This window comes from Mesorhizobium sp. Ca11 (assembly GCF_020165275.1).
Taxonomy (GTDB): Bacteria; Pseudomonadota; Alphaproteobacteria; order Rhizobiales; family Rhizobiaceae; genus Mesorhizobium.
Genome location: NZ_JAIUHU010000004.1, coordinates 173,341 through 186,801, shown reverse-complemented (window position 1 = coordinate 186,801; position 13,461 = coordinate 173,341). Strand labels below are relative to the sequence as shown.

14 protein-coding genes are annotated in these 13,461 nt (G+C 64.9%); 8 read left to right on the top strand and 6 right to left on the bottom strand.

What is annotated here, in order from left to right; all coding sequences use genetic code 11:
* The first annotated feature begins 66 nt into the window (after positions 1–66).
* Together LB538_RS09415 and LB538_RS09410 are read left to right on the top strand one after the other, a co-directional pair.
* The gene (locus LB538_RS09415) at positions 67–1,881 is read left to right on the top strand and encodes a winged helix-turn-helix domain-containing protein (RefSeq protein WP_224526954.1); all 1,815 of its coding nucleotides are present in this window, start codon (positions 67–69) and stop codon (positions 1,879–1,881) included.
* Positions 1,882–1,943: 62 nt separating this feature from the next.
* Positions 1,944–3,017, top strand: a complete 1,074-nt coding sequence (locus LB538_RS09410; protein WP_224526956.1) for an NAD(P)/FAD-dependent oxidoreductase — start codon at positions 1,944–1,946, stop codon at positions 3,015–3,017.
* Here LB538_RS09410 and LB538_RS09405 read toward each other — a convergent pair.
* The 4 genes from LB538_RS09405 to LB538_RS09390 form a co-directional block, all read right to left on the bottom strand.
* Positions 3,011–4,384, bottom strand: a complete 1,374-nt coding sequence (locus LB538_RS09405) for an amidase (protein WP_224526958.1) — start codon at positions 4,382–4,384, stop codon at positions 3,011–3,013. The two genes, LB538_RS09410 and LB538_RS09405, sit on opposite strands and share 7 nt — an antisense overlap.
* Before the next feature lie 126 nt (positions 4,385–4,510).
* On the bottom strand, positions 4,511–5,311 hold the full coding sequence (locus LB538_RS09400) for a class II glutamine amidotransferase (RefSeq protein WP_224526961.1): 801 nt from the start codon (positions 5,309–5,311) through the stop codon (positions 4,511–4,513).
* A 148-nt stretch (positions 5,312–5,459) separates the two neighbouring features.
* Complete coding sequence (locus tag LB538_RS09395) at positions 5,460–6,260, bottom strand: class II glutamine amidotransferase (protein WP_224526963.1); 801 nt, start codon at positions 6,258–6,260, stop codon at positions 5,460–5,462.
* Between the two features lie 16 nt (positions 6,261–6,276).
* Positions 6,277–6,531, bottom strand: coding sequence for a DUF6356 family protein (locus LB538_RS09390; protein ID WP_040994452.1), 255 nt, complete (start codon positions 6,529–6,531; stop codon positions 6,277–6,279).
* 115 nt (positions 6,532–6,646) lie between these two features.
* Here LB538_RS09390 and LB538_RS09385 point away from each other — a divergent pair, with 115 nt between their 5' ends.
* From LB538_RS09385 to LB538_RS09365, 5 genes are all read left to right on the top strand, one after another.
* Positions 6,647–7,117 carry an Lrp/AsnC family transcriptional regulator gene (locus LB538_RS09385; protein ID WP_095766090.1) on the top strand — a complete coding sequence of 157 codons (471 nt, stop codon included), beginning with the start codon at positions 6,647–6,649 and terminating at the stop codon, positions 7,115–7,117.
* A 330-nt stretch (positions 7,118–7,447) separates the two neighbouring features.
* On the top strand, positions 7,448–7,933 hold the full coding sequence (dut, locus tag LB538_RS09380; protein WP_224526966.1) for a dUTP diphosphatase: 486 nt from the start codon (positions 7,448–7,450) through the stop codon (positions 7,931–7,933).
* Positions 7,934–8,593 (top strand): HAD family hydrolase, encoded by a 660-nt coding sequence (locus LB538_RS09375; protein WP_224526969.1) that lies wholly within the window; start codon positions 7,934–7,936, stop codon positions 8,591–8,593.
* Positions 8,594–8,723: 130 nt separating this feature from the next.
* Positions 8,724–9,512 (top strand): hypothetical protein, encoded by a 789-nt coding sequence (locus LB538_RS09370; protein ID WP_224526972.1) that lies wholly within the window; start codon positions 8,724–8,726, stop codon positions 9,510–9,512.
* Between the two features lie 79 nt (positions 9,513–9,591).
* Complete coding sequence (locus LB538_RS09365; RefSeq protein WP_224526975.1) at positions 9,592–10,398, top strand: isocitrate lyase/phosphoenolpyruvate mutase family protein; 807 nt, start codon at positions 9,592–9,594, stop codon at positions 10,396–10,398.
* Here LB538_RS09365 and LB538_RS09360 read toward each other — a convergent pair.
* Both LB538_RS09360 and LB538_RS09355 read right to left on the bottom strand, forming a co-directional pair.
* Positions 10,395–11,090 carry a sulfate transporter family protein gene (locus LB538_RS09360; protein WP_224526978.1) on the bottom strand — a complete coding sequence of 232 codons (696 nt, stop codon included), beginning with the start codon at positions 11,088–11,090 and terminating at the stop codon, positions 10,395–10,397. The two genes, LB538_RS09365 and LB538_RS09360, sit on opposite strands and share 4 nt — an antisense overlap.
* Before the next feature lie 64 nt (positions 11,091–11,154).
* A complete protein-coding gene (locus LB538_RS09355) occupies positions 11,155–12,030 on the bottom strand; it encodes an EamA family transporter (RefSeq protein WP_411909000.1) in 876 nt (291 codons plus the stop codon).
* 317 nt (positions 12,031–12,347) lie between these two features.
* On the opposite strand from LB538_RS09355, the gene LB538_RS09350 reads away from it, so the two are divergent.
* The gene (locus LB538_RS09350) at positions 12,348–13,340 is read left to right on the top strand and encodes an adenosine kinase (protein WP_224526984.1); all 993 of its coding nucleotides are present in this window, start codon (positions 12,348–12,350) and stop codon (positions 13,338–13,340) included.
* Positions 13,341–13,461: the final 121 nt, after the last annotated feature.

Genomic DNA, 13,461 nt, shown 5'->3' with positions numbered 1-13,461 from the left:
CAGTCCTTACGCCGCCCTTATCTTATTCTGATCCTTTGCCTATTGCCGTTACAGGGATTGCTGCCGATGGGAATTTATTGCTTCGGCGACTTCGAACTCAATGAGGAGTCCCGCGCCCTTCGCCTCGCCGGAAGCGAGATCGAGGTGCAGCCCCTGGTCTTCGATTTCTTCGCCGTCCTGCTGCGCCATAAGGAGCGCGCCTTGAGCAAGGACGAATTGCTTGAGAGGCTGTGGCCCGACGTGACGGTGACCGAGGCTTCGCTGCAGCGCGTCGCGAGCCTTGCCCGCGGCATCCTTCGCCAGGGCGGCATGGAGACGGCGCTGCGCAACCTGCCCCGCTTCGGCTACCGGATTTGCCTCGATCAGCCGGCCGCCTTGCAAACCAGGCCGGCGCCGGCTGATGGGGGCGGCAGGCCCTCGATCCCCGGCCTGCCAATTCTGTCGGCGCGGGCTGCCGTTGCAGCGAGGAAATGGCATGACGCCGCGGCCTCTTTCACGCAGGCGGATGCCGCCGACGAGCTGCTGACGGCCGATCTCGAGGAATGGGCGCTGGCGCTGGAATGCATGGGCCGGCCGGCCGAAGCCATTCCGCTTCTGGCGCGCGCGGTGACGGCTTACGGCGTGGCCGGCGAGCGACTGCGCGCGGCTTCCCCCGCAATCACCCTCGCCAGGATCCATCTCGAGAGAGGCGAGCTTGCCGTCGCCAAGGGCTGGCACAAGCGCGCCGCGCAGTTGATCGATACCGCTTCCGACAGCAGGGAGCACGGTCTCTGGTGCTGGATGGGGGCGCGCATCATGGGCGCGGAAGCCGAGCCGGAACAGGCGCTTGCGCTGGCTGAGCAAGCCTTCGCGGTCGGCAGGCACCTCGACGATCCGGTGGTGGAGTCGCTCGGCCTTATCTATCGCGGCTTCTTCAAGCTGTGTCTCGGTGAAACCAAAGCCGGGCAGGAGGATCAGGACCTTGCCGCCGCGCTCGGCCTGTCCAGCGATGTCGACCCGATCGTCGGCGGGATCCTCTACTGCAACATTCTGTGGGCTTGCCGGAATTTCGGCGACTGGTCGCGCGCCAACCAATGGACGCTCGGCTACGAAGATTGGTGCAGGGGACACGGGCTGGAAGACCTTTCGGGCTCGTGCCGGCTGCATCGCGCCGAAGTGCTCGGCGTTCATGGCACGCTGAAGGAGGCGGAAGCGCTTGTGCGCGCGGCACTCGACCAGCTCGCACTCGACGCGCCCTGGGCGACCGGCGACGCCTTGCGCGTGCTGGGCGACATTCACCTGGCGGCCGGAGAATTCACGGAAGCCGAAACGGCCTACCGCGCATCGCACGCAGCAGGCTGGGATCCGCAGCCCGGACTTGCGCTGCTGCAACTGGAGCAAGGGCAGGCGGAGGCCGCTTTCAGCGCTCTCGAACGTTCCCTGGTGGGCAATGGCTGGCCGACCTTGCAGCGGCGAGGCATGGTCCTCGCCACGCTCGCCAAGGTGGCGGCGCGGACCAATCGGCGCGAGCGGGCGAAGGAGGTGATCGCCGAATTGGAGACCCAGCCGCAGCGCTGGCCGATGGCCTCCATCCAGGCGCTGACCGCGGAAGCCAAAGCGGAGCTTTTCATGCAGGAAGAGCGCCCCGCCGAGGCTGCCCGGGAGCTGCAGATCGCATGCTCGCACTGGAACGAGATCGGCTCGCCGATCAATGTCGCTGACGCCCGGCTGTCGCTCGCGGCGCTGCTCATCAGGATGGGCGATCGTTCCGGCGCTGAGCTGGAGCTCGGCACCGCGCTCGCGATTGCGAAGAAAGTCGACTCTTCACGGCTCATGCGGCGCTGCGACGAGCTGAAGGGCCTGATTGCCGGGGCGCAGGCGGTAGCGGCGGGCAGCGTCTAGCTCTCACTTGAGGTCTGCTCGGCGCGGTGGCATGAGAGGGAAATCTCTCTCAAAGGTCCGGCATGAGCAGCGCAAAGCAAGTCATCGTCATCGGCGCCGGCATCATCGGCGCTTCGATCGCTTGGCATCTTATGAAAGCCGGCGCGCGGGTGACGGTGGTTTCGGAAAGCGGCGCCGGCGGTGTCGCCACGCCGAATTCCTTTGCCTGGATCAATGCAAGCTGGGGCAATCCGGAAACCTATTTCCGGCTGCGCATCCGCGCCATGGCCGAATGGAAGCGGCTGGCGAAGGACGTGCCGGGCCTGCCGCTCGCCTGGTGCGGCGGCCTGTGCTGGGACCTGCCCGCGGACAGGCTCGAGGCCTATGCGGCCGAGCATTCGTCCTGGGGCTATGGCATCGAAAGGGTCGGGCGCGAACAGGCGGGGCGCATCGAGCCCAATTTGGCAGAGCTTCCCGAGTTTGCGCTTTATGTCGCGCAGGAAGGCGTGGCCGAGCCTGTGGCGACCACGAAGGCGCTGCTGGCCGATGCCGAACGGCGCGGCGCACGGATCGTCACGGGAACCGTCGACAGGCTGGCGCTGGTCAACGGCAAGGTCACGGGCGTCGTCGCTTCGGGCGAAATCATCGCCGCCGACGAGGTGGTGATCGCGTCGGGCGCCGGCGCTCCGGCGATCGCCGCGACGGCAGGCATCAAGCTGCCGATCGAGACCCCGCCCGGCCTGATCGTGCATTCGCGACCGCACCCAAAGCTGCTCAACGGGCTGGTGCTGGCTGACAGACTGCATATGCGCCAAACCGCCGAGGGCCGCATCATCGCCGGCTCAGATTTCGGCGGCGGCGATCCGGGCGAGAATCCGGAGGCCGCCGCGCAGGCGCTGTTCGCCGCGACGAAAGCGATGCTGCGCGACGCCAACGGGCTGGAATTCGACTTCCACACGATCGGCTACCGTCCGACGCCGGTCGACGGTTTCCCGATCGTCAGCCGCGCGGAAGGCATCGGCGCGCTCTACGTCGCCGTCACCCATTCCGGCATCACGCTGGCGCCGGCTATAGGCCTGTTTGCGGCCAGCGAAATCCTCGGCGACAAGCGCGATGCGTTGCTTGAACCCTACGCGCTGTCGCGTTTCGCTCAGTAGCCAGGAGGCCGGCGAAACCCTCCGATGAGCGACGCAATCGCGGCTGCAATGCCGAGCAGCCGCGCTTCCGACCATTTCCTGCCGACCAATTGAAGGCCGACCGGCAAGCCGTCGCGGTCCTGCCCACAAGGGAACGCGAGCGCCGGATGGCTGGAATAGTTGAACACCGCTCCATAGGCCGGTAGCATCCAGTAGCTCTCCTCCTTGCCATTGACCTTGAGCGGGCTGCCCGGCTTGCAGTGCGGGAAGGCCGTGGTCATGGCGACCGGGCAGAGCAAGGCATCGCAGCTGTCAAAGAACCGCTCCCAGGCTAGGATCGACCGGTCGCGGCGCGCAAGCGCGGCGAACCAGCGCGACACCGGCGTCGGCTGCTCCGGCGGTTCCGGCTGTGCGGCTTCCAACATCATGCCGATCAATGCACCGCCTTCGGACAAATCGTCGTGCAGGTCGAGCTTCGGCAATTTCGCGCTCTCCACAGCCGCGCCAGCCGAGGCGAGCTGCGCGGCCAGGCCTTCTACGGCGGCACGGATTTCGGCGGCGACGGGGAAGCCGGGGAAAGATTCGGCCACGGCGATGTGCAACGACTTGAGTTCGAGTTTCGGCATCGGCTCAACCGGCAGGGGCGCCAGGTCGGTGTCCGCGCGGACCGGTCCCGCAATGATCCGATAGATCAGCGCCAGATCCTCGATGTTGCGAGCAAGCGGGCCAACACATGACATCAGCCGCACGCTGCGCGGCATGCCGCCGGGATCGGGAAAGGCGCCGGCCAGCGACACGCGATGTTCAGTTGGCTTCAGGCCATAGACGCCGCAGAAAGCAGCGGGCAAGCGTATGGAATCCTGCATGTCGGTGCCGACTTCGAACGGAGTCATGCCTGTCGCGACTGCCGCGGCCGCGCCACCGCTTGAGCCGCCCGCCGTGCGCGACGGATCCCACGGATTGGACGTGCGCCCGAACAGCGGGTTATCGGACTGCCAGTCGCCCAGCATAGTGGCGACGTTGGTCTTGCCGACCAGTATGGCGCCGGCTGCTTTCAGCCTTTCAACCACAGGGCTGTCCTGCCTAGCCATGTAGTCAGCAAAAGGCGGGAAGCCGCCGGTGGTCCTGATGCCCGCCGTCTCGTGCGCATCCTTCAGCGTGAACGCCACCCCATGCAGCGGACCGAGCGTGTCGCCGCGCGCCGTTGCCGCATCGGCCAGCAGGGCACGTGCCCGCGCCTGTTCGCGATCGAAGATGACGACAGCGTTGACCGCCCCGTTGTGCCGGTCGATCTGGGCAAGCTGCGCATCGAGCGCCTCGATCGCCGAAATTTTTCGCTGGGCAATGGCTGCCGCGAGCTCGGCAGTCGAGGAAAACCCGATATCCATGTGCACACTCCGGCTGCTTGGCGCGCTTCGCCTTGAACATGGCGGATGAGGGCGCGGCTTCAAGCCGAATTCAGCATCCGAAGCTTGCCGGCGCTTGATCGAAATTGCGCCAAGTGCCGATTTCCCTCACCCTGCCAGAGCCAACCGGACGGCCGCCGGCGCGAAAGGCTTGATGCTAGTGCTGTCGCGGGTCATGGTGACGAAACTCGACTGCGGAATCTCGTGCCAGGTCCGGCCCTCCCGATCGAACGGCTCGGAGACGATGCAGCGGCCTATTCCCTTGGCGAAGGCGCCGGTATAAAGCGTCGGAGCATGCTCGTCGGTGGCGTAGCGAACGGCGTGAAGCGCCCGACCGTCGCTGAACGCAGCCGTCAGCTTCAGCGACGGTTCGATGCCGGCACCGCGCGCAGCCTCAAGGACGCGACTGGTGGTGCGCGACACCGCACCGTAGGGATCGTCCGAAAGCCCTTCGCCCATCATAAGCTGAAAGAACAGTTCGGAATCCGTGCTGCCTTCGATCTGGTCGAACAACGTATCGGAGAGGGAATTCTCGAGCGCGCGACGGATCTTCTCGAAGCCGCCGATCTGGCCGTTATGCATGAACGACCAGCGGCCCGAAACGAAGGGATGGCAGTTCGCGCGGCTGGTGGCGCCGCCTGTCGAGGCGCGCACATGGGCCAGGAACAGGCCGGATTTTATCTGGCGTCCAAGGCTCCTGAGATTGGTATCGGACCAGGCCGGCAGGACGTCGCGGTAAAGGCCGGGTTCCGGCCGGTCACCGTACCAGGCTACGCCGAAGCCGTCGGCATTGGTCGGCGATTTCGCCTCCTTCGCGCCATGGCTCTGAACGATCAGGGAATGGGAGGGTGCGGCGATGACGTCCTCGAGGAAGATCGCATCGCCGAGATAGGCTGCCCACCTGCACATTGTTTGATCCTCTGTCGATGCGTTCCGGGCACGCGAATGGATGCGCGGCCCGCCGAGCGCCACAGTTGACAGGAGGGAGCCTGGGCGTCCTTACGCCGCGCTTACGTTTTGCTGATCTCTGCCTGAATCCGGCAGCCTGGATCTTGCTTCAGCCGACCAGCGCCAGCGGGGCCGCCGCCGGCGCGAACGGACGGATGCCGGTGCCGCCCCTCGTCATGGTGACGAAGCTCGATGGCGGGATCGCCTGCCACTCGCCGCCGTTGCGGTCGAAGGGCTCGGAGACGATGCAATGGCCGGCGCGCTTCGCGAAGGCGCCGGTATAGAGCGTCGGCGCATGGCTGTCGGTGGTATAGCGGACGGCGTACAGCGCCTCGCCATCGGAAAAGGCCGCGGTCAGTTTCAACGCAGGTTCGATGCCGGCCCGGCGGGAGGCTTCGATGACGCGACCGGTTGCCCGCGACACCGCGCCATGTGGGTCGGTCGCCAGTCCCTGGTCGATCATCAAGAGGAAAAAGAGCTCGGAATCGGTGGTGCCCTCGCGCTGGTCGAAGACCGCGTCGGAGAGCGTGTTCTCCAGCGCGCGACGGATCCTTTCGAAGCCGCCGATCTGGCCGTTATGCATGAACGACCAGCGGCCGGAGACGAAGGGGTGGCAGTTCATGCGGCTGGTGGCGCCGCCGGTCGAAGCGCGCACATGGGCGAGGAACAGGCCCGACTTGATCTGCCGGCAGAGGCTCTTGAGGTTGGGATCGGACCATGCCGGCAGGATGTCGCGGTAGAGTCCAGGCTCGGGCCGGTCGCCATACCAGGCCAGACCAAAGCCGTCGCCATTGGTCGGCGACTTGGCTTCCTGGGCGCAGTGGCTCTGGGCGATCAGCGAATGGCAGGGCGCGGTGATGATGTCTTCGAGGAAGACCGCTTCACCAAGATAGGCCGCCCACCGGCACATCGCTTTCCACCATCTATCAGGCGCGGTCCAGGAGAGCCTTCGGCTCCTTCACCGCATGCGAGCCCCTGTTGTGCGTGCGCTCATAGAGCTCGCGAACGATTCGGCTGGCCGTAGTCTCGAACAGAAATGGCAAGAAAGCGTGAACGAGCGCGGCCCCAGCCGCCATCGACAGGCGCGAGCAGAACCAGGCGGCGAAAGCCATATGGCCGAAATAGGTCTCGCCGACCTTCTCCGGGTGAGCCGTGAACAGTGCCGTAAACCGTGTCGTCATGGTGATCCCTCCTGCCGGGATGAGTCCCGATAATGAGTATCGTGCCATACGGCTTTGGTTCATCGGTCCCAAATGGTCCTTGCTTTTCGATGTTTTGTGGGACATTCATCCCAACATGGCGACGGAAATCGATGAGATTGATCGAAGATTGCTGGCTGAGCTGCAACGCGACGGCACGCTGTCGGTCGACCAGCTGTCGGAGCGGGTGGCGCTGTCGCGCAATGCCTGTTGGCGGCGTGTCAAGCGGCTGGAGGAGGATGGCGTCATCACCGGCCGCGTCGCGCTGGTCGATGCCGACAAGCTTGGGCTTGGGCTGTCCGTCTTCATCCTGGTCCGCACCTCCAACCATGACCCGGACTGGTTGCAGAAATTCCGCGCGGCGGTTACCGGCTTTGCCGAGATCACCGGCGTCTACCGCATGTCGGGCGACCTCGACTATGTGCTGAGGGCCCGCGTCGCCGACGTGAAGGCCTATGACCGCCTCTACCAGCGGCTGATCGCCAAAGTGGCGCTGTCGGACGTCTCGGCCTCCTTCGTCATGGAGGAGATCAAGGAGACGACCGTGGTGCCGGTGGAACTGCGCTAGATAGGCCGAGGCCTCCGCGACTTCGTCATCCACGGGCGGAGCGGGAGCGAAGCGGACGCGGAGACCCGAGGATCCATTCCGTTACCTCGATCAGAGACTGCGGCGGAGCAGAATTCTGCACCGTTGCGACGCTTTGAGGTCACGGAATGGATCCTCGGGTCTGCGCCGCGTCGCTTCGCTCCTTGCTCCGCCCGTGGATGACGAAGTGACGAGTGTTTTCGCCAATCGCCAAAGTAGACCGCGAGGCCATAGTCACGCCAGAAAGAAAGCCGTTGATAGTATGGCGGGCGAGTTGACCGAATCGCCGCACGCGCCGATAGGATCGATTTCATGCGCACGGCTGTCCATTCTTCCTCCGTCATCGGCCCCACCGTCGGTTTCGTCAGGCTTCCGCATGGCGAAGGCCTGCCTCTACCTGCCTATGAGAGCTCAGGCGCCGCCGGCATGGATTTGCGCGCCGCGGTGCCGGAAGACCGGCCGCTGCTCATCCTGCCGGGAAAACGCGCGCTGGTGCCGACCGGGCTCGTCCTGGAAATCCCGGAAGGCATGGAGGGCCAGGTGCGGCCACGCTCGGGCCTCGCCTTCAAGCATGGGCTCACCGTCCTCAATACGCCCGGCACCGTCGACAGCGACTATCGCGGCGAGGTGAAAGTGCTGCTCGTCAATCTCGGCGACGAGGATTTCTCGGTGACGCGCGGCATGCGCATTGCCCAGATCGTTTTCGCGGCCGTGACCCAGGTTGCGGTCGAGGAAAGAGCATTGGCCGGCGGCACGGCGCGCGGCGCAGGCGGCTTCGGGTCGACCGGCACCGCTTGAATGGCAATCCCCAAGCTCGTTATCTTCGACTGCGACGGTGTCCTGGTCGACACTGAGAACCTTGCCAACAGGCGCCTCGCCGAATGGCTGACCGTCGCCGGGTTTACGACCACCTTCGAATATTGCCGCAAGAACTTCTCCGGCCGCAGCATGGCCTCGGTGCAGAAGGAGATCGAAGAGACGACCGAGGTGCGGCTCGGCGCCGACTTCGTCGAGCGCTGGAATGCCGGCCTGCCGGACCTTTTTTCAAACGGGGTCGAAGCGATCCCTTATGTGCGCGACTTCATCGATAAGGTGCGGGCCGCGGGCATCGCCTATTGCGTCGCCTCTTCGGCGCGGGTCGCGAAGATGCACATCACGCTCGGCCAGACCGGGCTGTTGCCGCTGTTCGAGCATGCGATGTTCTCGTCCACCATGGTCAGCCGAGGCAAGCCGTTCCCGGATCTCTTTCTGCATGCGGCAAGGACGATGGGCTTCCCGCCGGCTGACTGCATCGTCATCGAGGACAGCGTCGCCGGTACCCAAGCCGGCATTGCCGCCGGCATGCGGGTGTTCTCCTATTACGCCGATCCGCTCTCCGATCGCGACGGCCTAGCGGCGGCTGGCGGCATCCTGTTCGATGACATGCGCGAACTTGCCGGGCTCGTGCCGATCCGCTGATCGCACCCGGCTGCGCATCGCAACCGGCCGTGCTAGCGTGAGCGCATCCGAGGGGCGCGGTCCCATGATTTCCACCCTATGCCGTTTCATATTTGCATGCCTGCTGCTGCCATGCGTGTGCGCGGCCGCGATGGCGCAGGCCGTCAGCTTTCCGGAACTGAACAGCGCCGTTCCCGGGCACCAGGACGTCACCTATTTCGACCTCGCCAAAATGATCGTGCCTGATCTCAAGCCCGGCGACGACGGCTTCTACACAGGCGGCGCGCCGATCGAGATGCGCGACATCCTCGGCGGCGACGACGGCGGATCGCCGCCCGAGGCCGTCAACCTGCCGAATGCGGCGGTGCTGGCCATCAAGGCCGGCGGCAAGGACCGGCTGGCGATGCTTCTCGACCTCGGCCAGGCGCAGGACAGCGCCGAAGGGTTTGCCGCGCTGGCGCTCTACGATCTCACCGGCAAGCCGAAGCTGCTCGACGCCGTCAATGTCGGAACCGACCGGAGCACCTATTTTCGCGATCCAGGAAAACTCCCGATCAGTGCGGGCGACGACGCGCTCATCACCATGAGCACACATTTCAATTCGAACCAGGGCTATGTCGGCACGATCCTGATCCTCGTCCGCGACGACCGCTTCGAGCCTATCGACCAGATCAACACGTTCGACGAGAATGTCTGCGCCTACAAGCGCACGCAGGACCTGTCCTTCCGGACGCTCGGCGGCGACAAACCCTACGCCGCGATCAAAGTGACGGTGACCGATGCCACCAAGCCGAGCGGCGAGAGTTGCGAGGAGCCGGCGCCCAAGGCGGTCTCGCACGACATTTCCGTCACCTATCGCTGGAATAAAGCCAGATCGCGTTACGCAAGCAATTCCGACGCTTTCGAGAAATTGTCAGCAGAAAACGCCAAACGCTTCTGAGCCGTAAGCATTCGTTTGCCCGGTTCAAGCGGCCGCTATAAATTCGCCGCACGACCCAACTCATGATTGAGGACCTACCATGGACGACAAGGGCAAGATTTTTCGCGATCTGCACGCCTCCACCTTCGTCATGCCCAATCCCTGGGACATAGGTACGACAAAGCTTCTTTCTTCGTTCGGCTTCAAGGCGCTGGCGACGACCAGCGCCGGCTTCGCCTTCTCGCGCGGCCTGCCGGACGGCGCCGTGACCTTCGAAGCCATGATCCATCATTGCCGCGAGGTGACGGCGGCGACTGAGCTGCCGGTTTCGGCCGATCTGGAGCGCGGCAAGGGGGACAGCCCAGAACAGGCGGCCGAAACCATCTTCGCGGCCGAAGCCGCCGGTCTCGCCGGCTGCTCGATCGAGGACCACACCGGCGACCCCGGCAATCCGATCTACGATTTCTCGCTGGCGAGCGAGCGCGTCGCTGCCGCCGTTGAGGCAGCCCGGGCGCTCAAGCATGATTTCGTCTTCACCGCGCGGGCCGAGAATTTCCTGTGGGGCAAGACAGACCTCGACGACACCATCAAGCGGCTTCAGGCTTTCGAGAAAGCCGGCGCGGACGTGCTCTACGCGCCGGGCATCGGCGACGTCGAAATGGTGCGCACGATCTGCTCGTCGGTGAGCCGGCCGGTCAATGTGATGGCCCGACCCGGCTTCACCATCGCCGACCTTGCCACGGCCGGAGCCAAGCGCATCTCGCTCGGACCGTGGCTGACCAATTTCGCCTATGGCATGCTGGAGACGGCGGCGCGCGAAATCCAGCAGGACGGCACCTTCGGCTTCGCCCGGGCGGCGATGCCGTTCGGCAAGCTGCAGGCGCTGTTCCGCGGCGGCACCGATTAAAGCAGTTCCCGCGCCGAAACCGCCTTGTGCAGATGCACCATCATGGCGGCGGCGAAAAGCGGCGTCAGAAGGTTGAGCAACGGCACGGTAAGAAACATGGCGATGACCAGTCCGGCCAGGAACACCGTGCCGGCATGTTTGCGGCGCAACGCCTTGGCCTCTGGCTCGGGACGAAACCGCATGGCGGCGAATTCGAAGAATTCGCGGCCCAGCAGATAGCCGTTGACGATGAAGAACGCGGCAATGTTGATGCCCGGCACCAGCAACAGCAGCAGCGCGACGATGTTGCCGAGGACGACCACGCCGAAGAATTTGACGGCCAGCGCAAGCGAATGCAGCGCCGGCACGGCGCGGCCGGGCGGATCGTTGGGGTAGTCGGTACGTTCGACCACTTCGGCGACATCGTCGAGGAACAGGCCGGCGACGATCGCGGTCACCGGCGCGATGAGCAAGGCCAAGCCCACAGCCAGAACGATGCCGGCGATGATGCCGCCCAGCCACCCGGCCCAGGACGGCAGGCCTGGAAGCAGCGTTTGCAGCCATGGCCAGGCCAGCCATTCGAGCAGGCTCTCCAAACCGACCCAGAGCGCCAGCAGAGCGAGCAGCGTCAGCCCCAGCGTCTTTAGAAAGACGGAGCGGAATTCGGGAGAGAACAACCGGCTGGCGGCGGCGCGGGCCGCGTCGAGGATCACAGCGTCTTCAACCCCTCATCGAAAAAGACGCTTCGCAGATAAGCAGGCTGGATGCCAGGCGCAACTATTGCGCAAGCCTGGCCGGAATGGTCATCGCCGCGACGCCAGCGACGACGAAGGCCATGCCGAGCCAGGCCGCCGGTCCGAGGCTTTCGCCGAGGAAGACGGCGCCGATGCCGACGCCGATCGGCACGCGCAGATAGGCCTGCGAGGTGGTGCCGACCGAGCCCAGCGTGTGGATGAGGCGGAAATAGATGACGAAGGCCAGCGCCGTCGAGAAGACCGACAGGCCGAGCAGGGCCAGGATCGATGCGGCCGACGGCGCAAGCGTCCATGGCCGGTCGACAACCAGGCTCAGCGGCACAAGGATGGCGGCGCCGCAAAGCATCGAACCCGCGGCGGGTATCATCGGATCGAGGCCCTTGAAGCCGCGGCCGAAGATCGCCGCGCCGGCATAGGAGACCGTCGCGATGACGATCGCAAGCTGCGCCCACAATTGATGGCCAAGCCCGCCAAGCGCCTGCGTGCCGATGATGAGACAGATGCCGACGATGCCGGCGCCGACGCCGAGCAGCTTGCGCGCCGTTACGGGCTCATGGCGCGTGATCAATGCCGTCAGCAGGAAGGTGAAGATCGGCGACGTCGAATTGAGGATGGTGGCGAGGCCGGCATCGACCGAGCGCTCGGCGGCGGCGATCAGCGTGAACGGCACGACGCTGTTGAGACAGGCCTGGAAGGCGAACCGGCGCCATACTGCCGCATCGGCCGGCATGGCAAGGCCGCGCCAGCGGATGATGATGAAGAGAATGCCTCCGGCGATCAAGGTCCGGGCGGCGATGAAGGTCACAGGCGGGATCGTCTCGACGCCGATCTTGATGAATGTGTAGGAAGCGCCCCACAGCACCGCCAGGACGCCGAGCAGCGCCAGTTCGGTGGACATTTCGCTCTTCTCGGACATTTCTGCGCCTTCTGCTGCGGGAACGATCCGCTTTGTTGTTACGCAATTGCTGACGGAATACCGCCACCCACTTTTCCTGGAATTGCTTCTAGCCCATGGCGGCGCGGAAATGTTTCGATCGCCGTGAAACCATAGCGGTGAAGGCCGCGGTCGATATGGGCCAGTTCGACACGAACGCTGCCGCAGCCGGCGCTTCGCAAACAATGGCGATTTTCGGGGTAGGCAAAGCAATGCCAAGTCGCTAGACCCGCGCCCGGCCGGCATGCCAGATAGCCGGGCAGCCCTTGGCGGAGATTTTGATGCCGGAATATGACGTGCTTTGCATCGGCAATGCCATTGTCGACATCATCGCGCAGTGCGACGAAGCTTTTCTCGAGACCAACGGCATCATCAAAGGCGCGATGAACCTCATCGACGCCAAGCGCGCCGAACTGCTCTATAGCCGCATGGGTCCGGCGATCGAGGCTTCCGGCGGCAGCGCCGGCAACACCGCGGCCGGCGTCGCCAGCCTCGGCGGACGGGCCGCTTTCTTCGGCAAGGTGTCGAACGACGCGCTGGGCGAGATCTACACCCATGACATCCACGCCCAGGGCGTGGCCTTCGATACCGCACCGCTCAAGGGCGAACCGCCGACGGCGCGCTCGATGATCTTCGTCACGCCCGACGGCGAGCGTTCGATGAACACCTATCTCGGCGCCTGCGTCGAGCTTGGCCCCGAGGATGTCGAGGCCGACAAGGCCGCCGGCGCCAAGGTGACTTATTTCGAAGGCTATCTGTGGGATCCGCCGCGCGCCAAGGAAGCCATCCGGCAGACGGCGAAGCTGGCGCATGCGGCGGGCCGCGAAGTGTCGATGACGCTGTCGGATTCCTTCTGCGTCGACCGCTACCGCGACGAGTTTCTCGAGCTGATGCGTTCGGGCACCGTCGACATCGTCTTTGCCAACAGCCACGAGATCAAGTCGCTCTACCAGACCGCCTCCTTCGAGGAGGCGCTCGCCGCCATCCGCAAGGATTGCAGGATAGCCGCCGTCACCCGTTCTGAAAAAGGTTCGGTCATCGTGCGCGGCGACGAGACCGTCGTCATCCAGGCGACGAAGATCAAGGATCTGGTCGACACGACCGGCGCCGGCGATCTCTACGCTGCCGGCTTTCTCTACGGCTACACGACCGGCCGCAGCCTCAAGGACTGCGGCGATCTCGGCTCGCTGTCGGCCGGGCTGGTGATCCAGCAGATCGGCCCGCGCCCGCGCCAGAATCTGCGTCGCGAGGCCGAGCAAGTGGGGCTTCTTTAGAGCTGCCCAATAAGTACCGTTGCGTTACCGCCAACAGGGTCAAAATCGGCTTCTCTGTCGCGCCCCTGTCATAGAGCGCTCCTACACGCAAACTGAGGCGTACTGCGACTGACATTGCAGC

Bases quoted from the DNA above. Each gene is read 5' to 3' on its own strand.
- LB538_RS09415 (WP_224526954.1), top strand. From the start codon at position 67: ATGGGAATTTATTGCTTCGGCGACTTCGAACTCAATGAGGAGTCCCGC.
- LB538_RS09410 (WP_224526956.1), top strand. From the start codon at position 1,944: ATGAGCAGCGCAAAGCAAGTCATCGTCATCGGCGCCGGCATCATCGGC.
- LB538_RS09405 (WP_224526958.1), bottom strand. From the start codon at position 4,384: ATGGATATCGGGTTTTCCTCGACTGCCGAGCTCGCGGCAGCCATTGCC.
- LB538_RS09400 (WP_224526961.1), bottom strand. From the start codon at position 5,311: ATGTGCAGGTGGGCAGCCTATCTCGGCGATGCGATCTTCCTCGAGGAC.
- LB538_RS09395 (WP_224526963.1), bottom strand. From the start codon at position 6,260: ATGTGCCGGTGGGCGGCCTATCTTGGTGAAGCGGTCTTCCTCGAAGAC.
- LB538_RS09390 (WP_040994452.1), bottom strand. From the start codon at position 6,531: ATGACGACACGGTTTACGGCACTGTTCACGGCTCACCCGGAGAAGGTC.
- LB538_RS09385 (WP_095766090.1), top strand. From the start codon at position 6,647: ATGGCGACGGAAATCGATGAGATTGATCGAAGATTGCTGGCTGAGCTG.
- dut (WP_224526966.1), top strand. From the start codon at position 7,448: ATGCGCACGGCTGTCCATTCTTCCTCCGTCATCGGCCCCACCGTCGGT.
- LB538_RS09375 (WP_224526969.1), top strand. From the start codon at position 7,934: ATGGCAATCCCCAAGCTCGTTATCTTCGACTGCGACGGTGTCCTGGTC.
- LB538_RS09370 (WP_224526972.1), top strand. From the start codon at position 8,724: ATGGCGCAGGCCGTCAGCTTTCCGGAACTGAACAGCGCCGTTCCCGGG.
- LB538_RS09365 (WP_224526975.1), top strand. From the start codon at position 9,592: ATGGACGACAAGGGCAAGATTTTTCGCGATCTGCACGCCTCCACCTTC.
- LB538_RS09355 (WP_411909000.1), bottom strand. From the start codon at position 12,030: ATGTCCACCGAACTGGCGCTGCTCGGCGTCCTGGCGGTGCTGTGGGGC.
- LB538_RS09350 (WP_224526984.1), top strand. From the start codon at position 12,348: ATGCCGGAATATGACGTGCTTTGCATCGGCAATGCCATTGTCGACATC.